This is a genomic window from Acidovorax sp. Leaf191, from assembly GCF_001424425.1.
In the GTDB taxonomy this organism is placed as follows: Bacteria; Pseudomonadota; Gammaproteobacteria; order Burkholderiales; family Burkholderiaceae_C; genus Acidovorax.
The window spans coordinates 295163-308648 of sequence record NZ_LMPT01000001.1; the positions used below are offsets into that span (position 1 = coordinate 295163).

Sequence of the window (13486 nt, forward strand, 5' to 3'; positions counted from 1 at the left end):
CTCGCCCCGGCATGGGGCATCGCCGCCTCAGGTCAGCGCATCCCAGAGGTGCAGCAGGGCGTCGTCCGGCCGGTCGGTGCAGGCAGGCGGCGCGCCGAAACGCACCGTCCAGGCCGTGCTGTTGGTGAACGCCGGCCAGCCCGGGTCGCCCGACACGGCGAACTGCGCCCATGCCCGGTGCATGGCCTGCGACAAGGCCACCGGCGGCTGCGGGCCGGTGAACTCCAGGCCCTGCGGCGTGTCGAGGTTGGCAAAGACAAAGGGCAGCTCCACCGCATGCGCGGCCCCCAGGCGGCCCCGCGCCTGGGGCGACGGCCATTCGAAGCTGTAGCGATAGGCCCCGCCCGTGCAGCGCGCCGCCAGGCGCGCGATGCCCAGGGCCGGCGCCCGGTAGTAGTAATCGGCCTGCAAGGCGGCCAGCAGCGCCCCCGGGGTGGCTTGGCCGCCGTCCACGCGGGTGCGGTAGGCGGCCACCAGCGCTGCGGGCAGTTCGGCATCGTGTGCGAACGCATCGACGTGTGCGGGCGTGGCGTGGTCCCACAGGCCCGTGGGCAGGTGGTACAGGCGCATCTCGTCGGCATTGCTGCCCACCAGGACCTGCAGCGCGCGGGCCTGCACGGGGTGTGCGGCCCAGCACTGGTGCATGGCGTGCAGCGGCGGCGCGGACAGCACCTCGCCATCCACCACGGGCCGCAGCGGAAAGAACTGGCGCCCGCCCAGGCCCATGCGGCGGCGCAGCGCCGGGTCGATGGCCAGGCGATGCACGGCCTGCAGCACCGCCGCAAGCGGCGCCTGCGCCAGCGCGTCGCGCTCGGGCGCCACGCCCGCCAGCGCAGCGACGGCTTCGCGGGCTGCGGCGGCCTCCTCCAGCGTCTGGCAGGCCACGCTGGGGCTTTGCAGGATGGCCCGCTGGAACAAGCCCAGCGTTTGCGGGATGCCCAGCAGGCAGGCCAGCGCACCCGCGCCGGCAGACTGGCCCATCACCGTGACACGGCCTGCGTCGCCACCCCAGGCAGCGATGTGCTGCTGCACCCAGCGCAAGGCCGCCACGATGTCGAGCAGGCCGCGATTGGCCGGCGCGCCGTGCAGGTGCACAAAGCCGTCGATGCCCAGGCGGTACTGCACCGACACGAACACCACGCCCTGCCGGGCCCACGATGCCCCGTCGTAGAGCGGGTCGCTGGCCGAGCCCCGGAAGAAGCCGCCGCCGTGGACCCACACCACCACGGGGAGCGGCCCCGCAGCGTCGGTGGCGGGTGGGTCGGGCGCCCAGATGTTGAGCGCCAGGCACTCCGGCCCGCCCACCACGGGCGTGTGGGCCTGCGCCACGCGCGGCAGCTGCGGCGCGGCCGGCGCGAACGCCAGCGCATCGCGCACGCACTGCCAGGGCGGCACGGGTGCGGGCGCCTGAAAACGCAGCGCTCCAAACGGTGGCTGGGCGTACGGAATGCCGCGGTACACCTGTATGCCCTGTTGCACGCTGCCGCGCAGGCGGCCCCCGTGGGCCAGCGAGACTTCGCAGTGCACAGCGCTGCCGGTCATTCGGTGGCCAGGCCCAGCTTGTCGATCAGCGGCCGCCACACCGCCGCATCGCGCTCGGCCCACACGCGCACGTCGCGCGGCGCGGTGGCCGTGAGGCTCACGTTCATGGCGTCGAAGCGGCTCTTGTACTGCGCGTCGCCGCGGCACTTCTCGGTGGCGGCATTCAGGCGGTTGAGCAGCTCGGGCGGCGTGCCGGCGCGCGCCACCACGGCGATCCACGATGGCCGCGCGAGGTCGGCCGCGGCGGGCAGCGCTTCGGCGATGGTGGGCACATCGGGCAGCAGCGGCGAGCGCTGCGCGCCGAACACGGCCAGCGCCGTCAGCTTGCCCGCCTTGACCTGCGCGGCGGCCGTGCCCATCACCAGGGTCATGGCCTGGATCTGCTGGCCCATGAGCGCCGTGAGCCCCGCCCCTTCGCCGACGAACGGAACGTGCGTGCCGGGCGCACCCATCTTGTCCAGCAGCGCGGAGGTGAGCAGGTGCGCCGGGCTGCCCTTGCCTGGCGAGCCGAAGTTGACGCCGCCGGGCGTGGCGCGCGCCAGCCTGTCCAGGTCCTGCAGCCGCGCGATGCCGCTGCCCGCCGGAACGGCCAGCACCAGCGGCGAGGTACCGAGCACGGCCACGCCATCGAAGTCCGCCAGCGGGTCGTACGGGCGCTGGCGGTACACATAGGGCGTGATCGACATCTGCGACATGCCGATGCTCATGAGCGTGTAGCCATCGGCCGGCTGGCCCTTGAGAAAGTTGACGGCCAGGATACCGTTGGCACCCGGCTTGTTCTGCACCACCACGCTCTGGCCCAGTTCACGCGCGGCGCAGTCGGCCCAGACACGGGTCATCGCGTCCGACCCGCTGCCCGGCGGCTGCTGCGCCACGAGCTGCAGGGGCTTGGCCGGATACGCCGCCGGCTGGGCTTGAGCGAAGGGCCACCAGGCCGCACAGGCCAGCGTGGCCGCCAGCGCGGCGGGGCGGATGCAATGGGCTTTCGAGGACGTCATGCGGTGTCTCCAGGTGGTGGTGGGCGAAGGGCTGCACGCGCGCGCCAGACCGGGCGCTCGGCCGGGCACTTGGCCGGTTGGGCCCGACCTTGCAGGCGGCGTGCGGTGAAACAGTCGTCAGGTCTTCGGGCCGCGCCGCGCGCCGTGGCGGGCTGCACGTGGCGGTGCGGCGGCCTCGCAGCGGCTGGCGATCAGGCCCGCCAGGCACTGCAGCTGTGCCTGCGGCGCTGCGCTGTCGCCCGCTGCAGGTGCGGTGGCCGTGTCCGGGAACAGCTGCAGCAGCCCCATGCCGCGCAGCGTGGAGAACACCAGCCCCAGGAACGCCGCACGGTCCGGCGCCGTGGCCAGCTCCGGGAACGCGTCGAAGAAGCCATCGCGCATCTGCGCGTTGATCTGCTGGCGCAACTGCGCGATGTGGTCCAGCACCGCGCTCTGGTTGCGGCAGCCGAGGTAGATGTTCCAGGCGACGATGAAACGCGGCTGGGCATAGATCAGATCCCACGCTGCCTGCACGAACAGCGTCGCGCGCTGCGCGGCGGGCAGCGTGCGCGCCGGCCAGAGCTGGCCTGCCTCCACGCGCTGCTCCACCAGCTCGCTCAGCACACGCATCATGAGCACGGCCTTGGACTCGAAGTGGTGCTGCACCGCGCCTGAGGTCATGCCGGCCGAGCGCGCCAGTTCGTGGATGGACATCTCCTCCAGGCTGCGGTGCTGGATCACGTCGATGGCCGTGGCGATGAGGTGCTGGCGCGTGGCCGCGCTGCGCTCGGCGTGGCTGCGGCGCTCAGGGATGTTCCGGGTGTTCATGCGGCACAAGCAATATACATTTCAAACGTAATGTAAATGCGGCGCCGTCGCACCCCATCGGGGAATACCCGGTGGGCAACCCTGCCCGCACTGGGGGCCGGCCGCACAGGGCCGGCCCGGCCACCTAGAATGATTTCCAACCGCCGACCTACGGAGACACACCCATGAACGCCCCCACCGCCACCGCCCACCTGATGCCCGAGATCCACCTGCGCGATGTGCCGCAGGCCTTGATCGAGGCACTGCAAAACCGCTTTGGCGCGCAGTGCTCCACGGCCCAGGCCGTGCGCGAGCAGCACGGGCGCGACGAGGGCTCGCTGCAGGCGCCCCCGCCTTCGGCCGTGGTGTTTGCCCAGAACACGCAGGACGTGGCCGACGCCGTGAAGCTGGCCAGCCAGTACGAGGTGCCCGTGATCCCCTACGGCGCGGGTTCATCGCTCGAAGGCCACCTGCTGGCCGTGCAGGGCGGCATCAGCATCGACGTGAGCCGCATGAACCAGGTGCTCAGTGTGAACGCCGAAGACCTCACGGTGACGGTGCAGCCCGGCATCACGCGCAAGCAGCTCAACGATGCGATCAAGGACACGGGCCTGTTCTTCCCCATCGACCCCGGCGCCGACGCGAGCATCGGCGGCATGAGCGCCACGCGCGCCAGCGGCACCAACGCCGTGCGCTACGGCACCATGCGCGAGAACGTGCTGGCGCTGGAGGTGGTCACGGCCAGCGGCGACATCATCCACACCGGCACACGCGCCAAGAAGAGCAGCGCCGGTTACGACCTCACTCGCCTGCTGGTGGGCAGCGAGGGCACGCTGGGCATCATGACGCAGATCACCGTGCGCCTGTACCCGCTGCCCGAAGCAGTGAGCGCCGCGATCTGCTCGTTCCCGAGCATCGAGGCCGCCGTGCACACCGTGATCCAGACCATCCAGTTGGGCGTGCCGATTGCGCGCGTGGAGCTCATCGACCACCACACGGTGCGCATGGTGAACGCCCACAGCAAGCTCACGCTGCGCGAGGAGCCCATGCTGCTGATGGAGTTCCACGGCTCGCCCTCCAGCGTGAAGGAGCAGGCCGAGACCGTGCAGGACATCGCCAGCGAGTTCGGCGGCCAGGCCTTCGAATGGGCCAGCACGCCCGAGGAACGCACCCGCCTGTGGACCGCACGGCACAACGCTTACTTCGCCGCCGTGCAAAGCCGCCCGGGCTGCCGCGCCATCAGCACCGACACCTGCGTGCCCATCAGCCGCCTGGCCGACTGCCTGCTCGAATCCGTGGACGAGGCCGAAGCCAGCGGCATCCCGTACTTCCTCGTCGGCCACGTGGGCGACGGCAACTTCCACTTCGGCTACTTGATCGACCCCGACAGCGCCGAAGAACGCGCGAAGGCCGAGGCCTTGAACCACACCCTGGTAGCCCGCGCGCTGAGCATGGGCGGCACCTGCACCGGCGAACATGGCGTGGGCATCCACAAGATGGGCTTCCTGCTGGACGAAACGGGGGCGGGCGCGGTGGACATGATGCGGTCGATCAAGCGGGCGCTGGACCCGAAGAACATCTTGAATCCGGGAAAGATTTTCGCGATGTGATCACTGTGGGCGCAGTGTGAGGCGCGCCGTGGTGCCATCCCAGGGCGCTGTGCGGATGCCGCCGTGTGCTGAGCCACTGTCAACGAGCATGGTCACCGTTGTACTCCTGCCTGGCATGGACGGCACGGGCGAATTGTTCGCCCCGTTTGTCGCAGCGCTGGGCCCATCGATCAGAACGGTGGTGGTGCGCTATCCCACGCAGAGTGCGCTCGGCTACCAAGCACTGGAAGTGGTGGCACGCCAGGCACTGCCGCAAGACGGACCCTATGTGCTGCTGGGTGAGTCGTTTTCAGGCCCCATCGCCCTGTCGCTGGCTGCGTCCTGCCCGCCAGGGCTGGCCGGGGTGGTGCTGTGTGCCACCTTTGCGACGAACCCGGTGCCGCTGCTGCACCCCGTGAGCGCGCTTGCGGCCATCACGCCCTTCGAGCTTGCACCCGCATGGCTGGTGCGAAAACTTCTCATGGGCCGGCATACGTCGCCGGATCTGGGGCGCCTGTTGCGCGCTACTCTGGCCAAGGTGTCGGGGGCAGCGCTGCGCGCCAGGGCGGGCGCCCTCTTGAGGGTGAACGTGGTCGCCCAGTTGCGCGCGGTGCAAGTGCCGGTGCTGTACCTGCAAGCCACGGAAGACCGGTTGATCAAGGAAGCATCGGCGGAGGTGATCAAGCGCGCGCTGCCCAACGTGGAGATCGTTCGCATCGAGGCTCCACACTTGCTGCTGCAGGTCGCGCACACCGCTGCCGCAACGGCGGTGGCCGCTTTCTCTGCGCGGGCGGAAGCCGTGTGGAGGTCCGCCGCAGAGCCGGCCGCAAGGCCAGTCGGTACGGCCTGATCCCACAGGTTTTCTCGCCAAGAGTGACGGATTTCACGGCGCGATCCGGTGGCGGCGCCGCATGCGGCGGCCGCCCGGGCGTGCCCATCTATGCTCGACCAATGCCCCAGTTCATTCGCTCGTTCACGCTGCTCATCGCGCTTCTTGGCAGCCTGCTCTTTGGCGCCTTGCTGATCACCTCCCTGCTGCAACCCACCTGGGTCGAGCACACGGCGCGCGACATGATCCGCCAGCACATTGAAAAGAAAACCGGCGAGAAGCTGCAGGCCCTGGATGAGCGCTTTCTGACCGGGCGGGCGCGGCTTCTCTGGCAGGGCAAGGAGCAAGAAATCGAAGCCGCCCGCAAGGCGCTGTCGGCAGGCCTGCCGGGGCGCGTGGCCGCCATTGCCGCGGAGATGGGCATCCCCACCTGCGAGTGCCGCAAGCGGCGTGAGGAGCGCCTGCAGCTGGAGATCGGCACGGCGCAGCAGATGCAGGCCCGCCTTGACGCGTTGATCCGCACGGCTTACCTCGACACGGCAGACAAGCTGCTGCGCGAGCTGCGCATCTTCAGCGGCGCGAATGCGCTCGCGTTTGCCTTGCTGGGGCTGGCCGCATGGCGGCGCCGCGGTGCACAAGCGGCGGCGCTGGTACCGGCCGCGGCCACGCTGCTGGCGGCTACGCTGATCTGCAGCGGCGTGTACCTGTGGGGCCAGAACTGGCTCTCCACCATCGTCTTCGGCAGCTACGTGGGATGGGGCCAGTTGGCCTACATTGCGGTGGTGTACGCGTGGCTGTGCGACCTGCTGTTCAACCAGGCCCGCGTGAGCGGACACCTGTGCCAGGGCATGGGGAACATCTCCGTGTCACCCTGCTGAAAGTTTTTCTCACCATGCGCATCGCCCTCGTCTCCGACATCCACGGCAACCTGGCAGCCCTCGAAGCCGTGGCGGCCGACATCCGCCAGCGCGGCGCCGACCGGGTGGTGAACCTGGGCGACAACCTCTCGGGCCCGCTGCTGCCGCGCGAGACGGCGCAGTGGCTCATGGCATCGGGATGGCTGTCGCTGGCGGGCAACCACGAGCGGCAGGTGCTGCACCTGCAGCCCGGGCGGGGTGGCCCGTCGGACGAGTACGCGCACGCGCAGCTCACAGAGGCCGAGTTCGCATGGATGCGCACGCTGCAGCACCGCGTGCGCCTGACCGACGACGTGCTGCTGTGCCACGGCTCGCCGCGCAGTGACCACGAATACCTGCTGGAGACGCTGGACGGCCACGCCCTGCGCCTGGCGCGGCCCGCAGAGATCCGCGAGCGACTCGATGTAGAGACTGCGGTGCCTGTGATCGCCTGCGGGCACACCCATGTGCCGCGCGCAGTGCGGCTGGGCGCGCAGTTGCTGGTCAACCCCGGCAGCGTGGGGTTGCAGGCGTACAGCGACGACCACCCCGTCTACCACGCGGTGGAATCTGGCACGCCCGATGCGCGCTACGCGCTGATCACGCTGCACGGCGGCCAGTGGCAGGTGGAGCACATCGCCGTGGCTTACAACCATGACGCGATGGCGCTGCTGGCCGAGCAGCGGCAGAGGCCGGATTGGGCGCATGCGCTTCGCACAGGGTACATGCCCTGACGCAGATCGTGCGCCTCAGGCAGGGCCGCAATGCAGCGCACCGCTCAGCCGTGCACCCGGCGTGAATCCGCTGGCGCCTGTGCGCGGTCGTGCAGGCCGTAGTCGCGCACCACGGCGGCCACGCGCAGGCGGTAGTCCGCAAAGATGCCGGCGCGGCCTGCCTGCTGGGTGCCGCGGTGGGCCTCCACCTGGCGCCAGCGGGCCACGGCCTCTTCATCGCGCCAGAACGAGAGCGACAGCAGCTTGCCGGGCTCGCTCAGGCTCTCGAACCGCTCGATGGAAATGAAGCCGTCCATCTGCTCCAGCGCGGGCCGCAGCGCGGCGGCAGCGGCCAGGTAGGCGTCCTTGCGGCCAGGTGCGGGCAGCACCTCGAAGATCACGGCCATCATGGGGCGGACTCCACAGGGTGCGCGGGCAGGCCCAGCGTGCCTTCGACGCCCTGGGTGAAGGTGCGCTCCTCGCGCAGGATGAAGCGCTTTTCCTGCGCCATCGCAAAGTTGGCGCGGCCTTCGGGGTCGGTGCGCAGGCGGGCGCGGTAGGCCTCGTACGCGGCCAGCGAGTCAAAGCCGATGAGGCCCCACGCCTCGTAGTTGGTCCCTTCGTGTGGCAGGAAGTAGCCCAGCAGGTGGCCACCGCAGCGCGGGATGATCTGCCCCCAGCGGCGCGCGTATTCGGCGAACTGCTCGCGCTGGAAGGGGTCGATGTCGTAGCGGATGAAGCAGGTGATCATGGTGTGATGCCCGGGTCGGGATGCGTGTGGTGTGTGAGGGTTTGACGATAGGCGCTTGACGGCCCGGGATGGTTCGCCCAACATCGAACCATGAAAGACGGCCCCCACATCGCGCGCATTGCCGCGCTCATCGGCGACAGCGCGCGCGCCGAAGTCCTGACCGCACTGATGGCCGACCGCGCCCTCACGGCCACCGAGCTGGCGGACATTGCCGGCGTCACCAAGCAGACCATCAGCGCGCACCTGGCCAAGCTGCTCGACGCCGGCCTGCTGTCGGTGGAGAGCCAGGGCCGGCACCGCTACTTTCGCCTGGCCGACCGCGACGTGGCGCAGTTGCTGGAGTCGCTGATGAACGTGGCGTTCCGTGCAGGCGCCGTGCGCTTGCGCGCAAGCCCGCGCGAACCCGCACTGCGGCGCGCCCGCGTCTGCTACGACCATCTGGCGGGCGAAGTGGGCGTGCAGTTGCACGAGGCGTTGCTGCGCCAGGGCTATCTGCACGCTGCCGATGGCGGCCTCGCGCTGACCACGGCGGGTGCCGAGTGGTTTGCCCAGCAAGGCATCGACACGGCCGTGGTGGAGCGCCAGCGGCGCATGCTGTGCCGCCCCTGCCTGGACTGGAGCGAGCGGCGCCACCACCTGGGCGGCGCGCTCGGTGCCGCGCTGCTGCAGCGCTTGGTGGAACGCGGCTGGGCGCGGCGCGACAAGGACTCGCGCGTGGTGCACTTCTCGGCCGAGGGCGAGCTGGCCCTGCGCGCATGGACGGCGCCTGCCGCTGGCGAGGCAGCGAGCAACGACACGGCCCACCGCCCCCGTCTGGCGAATGCGAAAACGAAAGCGCAGGTGGGCCTGTGAAGACCTTCGCACTCTTCGTGGCCACGGCGCTGGCCGAGATCGTGGGCTGCTACCTGCCGTGGCTGTGGCTGCGTCAGGGCAAGCCGGCATGGCTGCTGCTGCCCGCCGCGCTGAGCCTGGCGCTGTTTGCCTGGCTGCTCACGCTACACGACACCGCCGGCGCGGGGCGCGTCTATGCGGCGTACGGCGGCGTCTACATCGGCGTGGCGCTGGCCTGGCTGTGGGCAGTGGACGGCATCCGGCCCACGCCGTGGGATGTGGCGGGGGTGCTGGTGGCGCTGGCGGGCATGGCGATCATCGTTTTGCAGCCCATGAAGTGAGCAACCGATGGGGTGCAGGCGGATGGATCGATCGCGCTGGCTGCCAGCGTGCGCAGAGCGGGGGTTTGTATTGAGGCTCTGCTGCTCACGCCCCCTCTCCCCAGCCCTCTCCCGCGAGGGGAGAGGGAGTTTTTTGGGGGGGCTGTCTGCGGCTCTGTTGCCGTTGTGTGCGGCGAGATGCAGTGGATAAGAATGCTATACAAATAATAGCTTCTAGCGCTTTTAGAAAGCGCGCCAGAGGCCATTTCTACCAGAGTCGTACCCTACCCCGGCTTTGACCCCCTCTCCCCTCGCGGGAGAGGGTCGGGGAGAGGGGGCCGTCTTCCGCGCACTACGGCTGCTTCACCCCAGCCACCTTCCAACCAGCAACCCGCCGACCCTCAATTCACCTTGATCAACCGCCAGTCGATGCGGTTGTCCGGCCGCTGCACCAGATCCACGTTCTTCTTCATGGCCCAGGCCAGCATCTGGTTGTGCAGTGGAATGTTGGCCACGGTGTCGTTTTGCAGTTGCAGCCCTTCGGTGAGCAGCCGGTTGCGCACCGGCAGGTCGATCTCGGTCTTCACGCGGTCCACGATGTAGTCCATGCGTTCGTTGCTGTAGCGGCCCAGGTTGTAGTTGCCGTCGCCGCCGGTGGTCTTGGTGCGCGTGAGCGACTGCAGGGTGTACAGCGCGTCGAACGTGGGCACGCCCCAGCTGAGCAGCGCGATGCTGGCCTCGTGCCGCTGGGCCATGGGGTAGTAGGTGACGGCCGGCAGCGTGCGCAGCTTGGCCTTGACGCCCACGCGCGCCCACATCGAGGTGATGGCCTGGCACAGCCCTTCGTCCTGGATGATGGCGTTGTTGCTGCAGGCCAGGTCGACCTCGAAGCCGTCCTTGTAGCCCGCATCGGCCAGCAGCGCCTTGGCCGCGTTGGGGTCGTAAGGCAGGCGCTTGTCCACCGCCTCCGTCCAGCCGTTGACCAGCGGCGAGACGATGGCGCCCGTGGGCTTGGACATGCCGCGCATGGTCACGCGCTGCAACGTACCGACATCGATGGCCTGGTACAGCGCTTTGCGCACCCGCAGGTCCTTGAGCGGGTTCTTGCCCTTGATGTTGCTGCCCGGCAGCTCGTCGCGGAACTGGTCCATGGCCAGGTAGATGGTGCGGTTCTCGACCATCTCCATGACCTTGAGATTGGGGTTGGCCCGGAGCCGCTCCAGGTCCTGCAGGCTGGTGTCGCGCACCATGTCGACCTCGCCGGACAGCAGCGCCGCGATGCGCGTGGCCTCGGACTTGATGGGCGTGTAGGTGATCTCGGTCACGTTGCCCTCGGTCTTGCCAGCGTTCCACCACAGCGGGTTGGCGGCGAACACGATCTTCTGGTCGGGCACCCATTCCTTGAGCACGAAGGGCCCGGTGCCCATGGCATTGCGGTGCGAAAACGTTTCGTCCTTGGCCTTGATGTCCTTGGGCTCCACCGCGTTGTTCTTCTCGGCCCAGGCCTTGCTCATCACGCGCAGCTCGGTCAGCTGGTTGAGCAGCACCGGGTTGGGGTTCTTCAGGAAGATGTCGATGGTCTCGCCATCCACCTTCGCGATGCGGTCCATGCCCTGGGTGTAGATGGCATATGTGGACGTCTTGCTCATCGCGCGCTGCAGCGAATACACCACGTCGTCGGCCGTCATGGCCGAGCCGTCGCTGAACTTCACGCCCTGGCGCAGCTTCAGGCGCAGCTGCGTGGGGCTGACCTGCTGCCACGAGGTGGCCAACAGCGGCTCGACCTTGAGCGTGCGGCTGTTGAACATCACCAGCGACTCGTACACCGCCGCATGGATGCCGTTGCCCAGGGCGCTGTTCTGCGAGTGGATGTCCATGGTCTGGATGTCGCTGGAACCGGCCCATTTGAAAGGCTTTGCGCCCGCGATGGCGGGCACCATGCACGCCATCACGGCCGCCAGTGCAGGGGCGGATAGCAGCGAAGAACGATCGAAACGCAGGCGCATACAAACCTCCAATGTGTTGTCAGCACGCAATGTGCAATAGCTCCCCGCTTCTGCGGATATGGAAATCCCTGGGGTGCGGCACCATGGGCGAGCCAAGGGCCTCGCGGTGCATGCACATGACATGCCACCGCCCGGCGCTGCATACGGTCCATTACATCTCTTACACGCAGACCTTGGGGTTTCACGGCCAGAATCGCCGGTCCTCCTCTGCTCGACCCCGATCCCACCATGCCAGGGCTCACCCTTCGCACTGTCTTTCGATGGGCCGCCGTCGCGGCCTCTGCCCTTGTGCTGGCGGCCATGGCCACGCTGGGCTATCTCTTTGCCGTGGAAGACTACGTGACACGGCCCGGCTCGCCCGTGTACTACCTGGGCATCTCGTCGCTGGTCCGCGATGTACAGGTGCCCGACGGGGCGCAGGGCCGCGAGTACTTCGGCTCGGTCGGCGATGGGAACAAGCCGGCCCAATCGCAACTGAGCTTCAAGGTGCCGCCTGCAACCGCCGATGCGGTCTGGGACGCAATGACCCGGCAGCTGCAAAACCTGGCCCTGCACTCCGTCAGCACCGGCGGCAACGACCCGAGCGTGGCCAGCAACAAGCACACCGTCTCCCCGGGACTGCGGGAGGCGCAATACACCTCTGCCAAGCACGACCTGGTCCTGCTGACCACTTATGAGGACAGCGATGGGGGAACCCCGTTGATCCGCTTCGAAATCACCCACTTCGATTGATTCGACCAAGACGCCGCCCTTCGTGCCGGGCACTTCCTTTCCTCCACTTCCCCGTTGAACACCCATGTCATCTCGCTCGGACATTCCCAATCGCCTGATCTACACGTGCAATTGCGGCTGGATCGATATTGGCCACCTGGTGTCGGTCGAGAAGCCGGCCAACCGCCATGCGAGCGCCGCCTATCTGTGGAAGGACGTCTCGCTGGAACGCGGCCTGCAGGTCACGGGCAAGCCGGACCACCATCTGGTGATGTACCGCCAGGGGATGCGCAAGTTCGGCCTCTCGCGCGACTTCACGAAGTTCTACTTCATCCGCAAGGGCCTGCCGCTGGCCACCCAGCGCTCGGTGGCGCTGGCGATCTTCAAGGAAGTCTCCCTGGGTTTCGAAGACGTGCAGGCCTCGCTGTCGGCCTTCACGGACAGCGGCTTCAGCGAAGAAGATCTGGTGTCGAACCTGCTCGGCTTCTACGTGGCCGTGCTGGGCAATGTGGACTGGCGCAACCACTGCAAACCGGTGTCGGCGGAAGCCTCGCGCGTTGTCTGGGACACGCTGGGCCCGGTGGGTTCGCGCAAGAACCGCCAGTTCGTCCCCAAGCTGCATGCCTGCGAAGAGTGCAAGACCCAGCACCACATCACGCAGCCCGTGTTCCCACCCATTTTTTCGTCCATCCGCCCAGCCCAGCAAGGCGCAGATTTTTTTGAAGCCACGGACGCCACGCCCGGCCTGCCCGTCCCGGCGCACATGCTGTCCACCTTGTTCGTCTGATCGCGCCGGCGCGTGGCGCGCTACCGCTACCGCTGCTGGAGCGGCTCTGGCGGCGTCGGCGTCGGCGTCAGCGGCGCCAAGGGATAGCGCGCCGTACCACGCGCCGTGCCCACCTGCAGCAGGTTGACCACCCCCATCACGTCGTCCACCAGCTCCACGGCCTTTTCCATCGCCAGCGCCTGCTCGGCCGACTGCACGCAGCCCATCAGCGTGACCAGGCGGCGCTCGCCCAGCACCCACACGCTGGTATCGCCAAAGCGCCCGTCCTCGCGCAAGTAGTGCTGCACCCGCGGGATGATCTCGGCGTCGTACAGGTACGAGTTGGGCAGCCGGCAGCGCCCCACGCGGTGGCAGCTGCCGCCGTGCTGCGAACGCACATGCGCGAGCTCACGCACCTCGGCCTCGGTGTAGAGCGGGCCCTCGGGCACGGGGCAGGCGCGCATGGCGGACGTGACCTGCACGAACGGGTCGTTGAAGGCGTTGGTGCGGGCTGGCGCCGGGGCGACAGACGCCGTGTTGGCCAGGATTGCCACGACGCACACGGAGCGCAGCAGGCGCCCAGTCAGGACGAGGTGCATGGAAACCACTTCCTTTCGGCAAAAGAATGCGCCATGGTACGGCTCAGCGCCCCCCTGTTCGCACCTGCGGATTCCACCCCGTGCTCAGCAACATGCGGCGTTGGCCTGCAGACGGCTGGGCCGATGTGGTGATGATGGCGGACAGTCGC

General features: G+C 68.6%; 15 protein-coding genes. 8 read left to right on the forward strand and 7 right to left on the reverse strand.

Annotated features, from left to right (window positions below):
* Positions 1–27: 27 nt before the first annotated feature.
* The 3 genes from ASG27_RS01285 to ASG27_RS01295 form a co-directional block, all read right to left on the reverse strand.
* Positions 28–1542 carry a carboxylesterase/lipase family protein gene (locus ASG27_RS01285; protein WP_056410474.1) on the reverse strand — a complete coding sequence of 505 codons (1515 nt, stop codon included), beginning with the start codon at positions 1540–1542 and terminating at the stop codon, positions 28–30.
* Positions 1539–2540, reverse strand: coding sequence for a Bug family tripartite tricarboxylate transporter substrate binding protein (locus tag ASG27_RS01290; RefSeq protein ID WP_056410477.1), 1002 nt, complete (start codon positions 2538–2540; stop codon positions 1539–1541). Before ASG27_RS01290 ends, ASG27_RS01285 begins: the two co-directional genes overlap by 4 nt.
* 117 nt (positions 2541–2657) lie before the next feature.
* The gene (locus ASG27_RS01295) at positions 2658–3347 is read right to left on the reverse strand and encodes a TetR/AcrR family transcriptional regulator (protein ID WP_056410479.1); all 690 of its coding nucleotides are present in this window, start codon (positions 3345–3347) and stop codon (positions 2658–2660) included.
* Positions 3348–3511: 164 nt separating this feature from the next.
* Here ASG27_RS01295 and ASG27_RS01300 point away from each other — a divergent pair, with 164 nt between their 5' ends.
* The 4 genes from ASG27_RS01300 (at position 3512) to ASG27_RS01315 (ending at position 7374) form a co-directional block, all read left to right on the forward strand.
* A complete protein-coding gene (locus ASG27_RS01300; RefSeq protein WP_056410482.1) occupies positions 3512–4936 on the forward strand; it encodes an FAD-binding oxidoreductase in 1425 nt (474 codons plus the stop codon).
* A gap of 88 nt (positions 4937–5024) precedes the next feature.
* Positions 5025–5765 carry an alpha/beta fold hydrolase gene (locus ASG27_RS01305; protein ID WP_162240414.1) on the forward strand — a complete coding sequence of 247 codons (741 nt, stop codon included), beginning with the start codon at positions 5025–5027 and terminating at the stop codon, positions 5763–5765.
* A gap of 101 nt (positions 5766–5866) precedes the next feature.
* Positions 5867–6622, forward strand: coding sequence for a hypothetical protein (locus ASG27_RS01310; RefSeq protein WP_056410492.1), 756 nt, complete (start codon positions 5867–5869; stop codon positions 6620–6622).
* A 14-nt stretch (positions 6623–6636) separates the two neighbouring features.
* Positions 6637–7374, forward strand: coding sequence for a metallophosphoesterase family protein (locus ASG27_RS01315; RefSeq protein WP_056410495.1), 738 nt, complete (start codon positions 6637–6639; stop codon positions 7372–7374).
* 44 nt (positions 7375–7418) lie between these two features.
* Here the strand turns inward: ASG27_RS01315 and ASG27_RS01320 are convergent, their stop codons facing one another.
* The gene (locus tag ASG27_RS01320; protein ID WP_056410498.1) at positions 7419–7763 is read right to left on the reverse strand and encodes an antibiotic biosynthesis monooxygenase family protein; all 345 of its coding nucleotides are present in this window, start codon (positions 7761–7763) and stop codon (positions 7419–7421) included.
* On the reverse strand, positions 7760–8104 hold the full coding sequence (locus ASG27_RS01325) for an NIPSNAP family protein (RefSeq protein WP_056410501.1): 345 nt from the start codon (positions 8102–8104) through the stop codon (positions 7760–7762). Before ASG27_RS01325 ends, ASG27_RS01320 begins: the two co-directional genes overlap by 4 nt.
* 90 nt (positions 8105–8194) lie before the next feature.
* On the opposite strand from ASG27_RS01325, the gene ASG27_RS01330 reads away from it, so the two are divergent.
* Together ASG27_RS01330 and ASG27_RS01335 are read left to right on the forward strand one after the other, a co-directional pair.
* On the forward strand, positions 8195–8956 hold the full coding sequence (locus ASG27_RS01330) for an ArsR/SmtB family transcription factor (protein WP_082485698.1): 762 nt from the start codon (positions 8195–8197) through the stop codon (positions 8954–8956).
* Positions 8953–9276, forward strand: a complete 324-nt coding sequence (locus ASG27_RS01335; protein WP_056410503.1) for a YnfA family protein — start codon at positions 8953–8955, stop codon at positions 9274–9276. Before ASG27_RS01330 ends, ASG27_RS01335 begins: the two co-directional genes overlap by 4 nt.
* Positions 9277–9656: 380 nt before the next feature.
* Here ASG27_RS01335 and ASG27_RS01340 read toward each other — a convergent pair whose 3' ends face one another.
* Positions 9657–11204, reverse strand: a complete 1548-nt coding sequence (locus tag ASG27_RS01340; protein WP_156370433.1) for an ABC transporter substrate-binding protein — start codon at positions 11202–11204, stop codon at positions 9657–9659.
* Positions 11205–11489: 285 nt separating this feature from the next.
* Here ASG27_RS01340 and ASG27_RS01345 point away from each other — a divergent pair, with 285 nt between their 5' ends.
* Together ASG27_RS01345 and ASG27_RS01350 are read left to right on the forward strand one after the other, a co-directional pair.
* Complete coding sequence (locus ASG27_RS01345; protein ID WP_156370396.1) at positions 11490–11993, forward strand: hypothetical protein; 504 nt, start codon at positions 11490–11492, stop codon at positions 11991–11993.
* Between the two features lie 64 nt (positions 11994–12057).
* On the forward strand, positions 12058–12759 hold the full coding sequence (locus ASG27_RS01350) for a hypothetical protein (protein ID WP_056410510.1): 702 nt from the start codon (positions 12058–12060) through the stop codon (positions 12757–12759).
* A 26-nt stretch (positions 12760–12785) separates the two neighbouring features.
* On the opposite strand, the gene ASG27_RS01355 is transcribed toward ASG27_RS01350, so the two are convergent.
* Positions 12786–13337 (reverse strand): BON domain-containing protein, encoded by a 552-nt coding sequence (locus ASG27_RS01355; protein WP_056410513.1) that lies wholly within the window; start codon positions 13335–13337, stop codon positions 12786–12788.
* Between the last annotated feature and the right edge of the window lie 149 nt (positions 13338–13486).